We start from the raw sequence: 2,661 nt of genomic DNA on the forward strand, positions 1-2,661 counted from the left end.
TCTTGAATTTAAATCATCTATGGCTTTATTGTGATCAGTCATAGTGCCTTTTGGATCATAATAATTATGTTTTGTTTGCTCGTGTAATCCATTTGAATTGACATTAGAGTTTACTCCTGCATAGTGTGATAATCCTTGCATATCTCCTCTTGCAGCCATATTTTCAACAGCATTCACAGCAGAAGCCACATTTTCTTTATTAACTACACCACCATAATTTTCATTGATATAGCCTTGAACGATAGATGAGCCACCATCATAACCCACTGAATTATTAAGCGTTTTAGCTTCATTATAGCTATCCATAGAACTTTTAATACTAGCAGAATTTGTAACATTTCCTGTTTTAAGAAGGTTATTAAATGAAGCACTTGCATCTCTATTTTTACCAATTTCATTAGAAATACTTTCGTTAAAGGTTTTATTAAAGGTTTCTTTTTGATCTTTGCTTAGTTTTTGATACCAATCTTCAGATTCTACTGAATTTGTAGTTAAACTACCTCCTATTTGACCACTTGCTTGAGCATTTGCTTGATTTCCCCCTTTATCACCGCCTTTATCACCGCCTTTGCCACCAAAGCCAAGATTAAAACCACCACTAAGATTACCGCCAATACTTCCACTCATCATATCTTGATAAGCTTGTTTTACATCCACACCTGTTGCTTTAGAATAAGCATTAGCTAAAGCATGTTGTGTTGCATTAGCAATAGCACTTCTATCGTTTTCTGATAAGGCTAAGCTATCTCCTTTTCCACTAGCAACTTCTAAAGCTCTTTGAGATAGGTTAGAATTTTGAATCGCATCACTTAGAGCGTGCGCTCTTGTTTCTAAATTGCTTGCAGTCATACCAGCATTTAATCCTTTAATAGAAGCATTACCTATAGAACCATTAGCATTGATTACAGCGGAACTTCCAGTCATATTATCTTTAACTAATTCGCCACCATGTTGCATATCTCTTGTTCCCATAAAACTTCTACCACCTGCACCAAACGAAGATTGAAGAGTATTATAACCTGCACCCACAGCCCAAACTTCATCTCCTCTAGGAGCAGCTATACTTGTTTGCGTAGATAGAGCTTGCTGATTTGCAAAGCTTCCAGCAGCTCTTGAAGCACCTGTTAGAGCTTGAGATAATCCAGAAGCAAAAGTTATAAATCCTTGCTCACTTGCTTTAGCAATTGCATAAGCTAAAACAGGAGTACTCATTACAAGATAATTCATGAAATTTGATCTACTTGCTACTTCTTTGAATATAAGCATGTTATCTCCTAAGCTTAAAGCTGCTTTTCCACCTGTTATTACTTGTGCAACATTCATAAGATTAAAATCATTTATAAAATTAATAATACAAAGTATAGGAGTCCAAAGCACTATCCAAATACATAAAGTAAAAAACATCTTAATATGTGCGTAAGAGCCAAATACAATAGAAAGCAAAGCAACAAGCCAAGATAAACCTATGATAATAGCTGTTAAATAAGCTTTAGCTAAAGGCAAATAAGTTTGTGCCAAGTGTCCTTGTGCTTGCATACTTGCGTAAAATTGCTGATCCGCATAAGCAGTATTTGCAGCCACAGAAGCAGGATTTAATCCTACTGATTTAGCGGTATTAATGATTGCATCTTGAGAAGCAAGCATTATCATGGATTGCTGTAAATAAGATCTAGCACTTACAGCTTGTTCGTTATAGATTTGTGCAGCGCCTAAGAACTTTTGCTCATAATTTGTCATATCATCTACCATACCAAGCAAAGCAGCATGAATCTTCATAGCTTCATCTGTATCGTTTTGAATCATTTCAACGATTTGAGGACCTGCATCAGAACAAGGTACAACACTTTGTTCTTCAACATTATTGTTATTTGTGAACAAAGGAGTAAGCTGAGAGCCATTGCCTATGTTTGTGAAAAGATCTTGCATCAAATTATCAGAATTTTGAAAAAGATTTCTACCTTGTTGATTAAGTAAGATACCTACTGAAACACAGTTTCTAAAGTAAAAATCAATATTTTTTTGTAAAGTTGCATCAATAGCCGAAAGCTTTACGCTTGGTAAAGTACTCATCACTTGAAGCGAAAAACCTAAACCTGCGTTAGAGAAATTTGTAGATTGTGGAGTTGAAAAATGTTTTTCCATAGCTTCTAGGATAACCTTCTCAAATTGTGTCATTAATGCAAAGCTTTTTCCTATGCCTATAGGAATTTGAGAAATGACATAATCTTTACTTGTTACTTCATCGTGAATCATGAAGCGGTGACTATTGTCATTTGGCGCCCTTAAAAACATCTGCCACACTACAGCAAAAAGTATAAACATTTTTCCAAATTCAAACACAGGATTTGTTTGTCCATCCATTGCTTTTTTGATACTAAAAAGCAATAATGAGATAGCTAAGGCTGCATTAACGATATAACTTGTTTCAGTGGTTATACCTTTAACAGCTTGCATGATTTCATTCATCACATCGCCATAACCCCAAGTATAAATTAAATTGCTATTAGCTATTTCAGTTGCACCAAATAAAAATGAAGGTGCAAAAAACAAAGTGCTAAGGAATAAAAAGTAAAATCTTTTCATGGATTATATTAAAGAAGTTAAAGAGTTTGTTTGGTATAATTATAAAAGGTAGATGCCAAAGGCGGCTACCTTTGGCAT

At 34.7% G+C, this 2,661-nt stretch carries 1 protein-coding gene; it reads right to left on the reverse strand.

All coding sequences use genetic code 11. From position 1 onward, the window contains the following. Positions 1–2,583, reverse strand: a 2,583-nt coding sequence (locus AJ886_RS07050) for a conjugal transfer protein TraG N-terminal domain-containing protein (protein WP_070287453.1), incomplete at its 3' end; no start/stop codon positions are given. Positions 2,584–2,661: the final 78 nt, after the last annotated feature.

The organism is Campylobacter sp. BCW_6465 (assembly GCF_001762815.1).
GTDB classification, from domain to species: Bacteria; Campylobacterota; Campylobacteria; order Campylobacterales; family Campylobacteraceae; genus Campylobacter_D; species Campylobacter_D jejuni.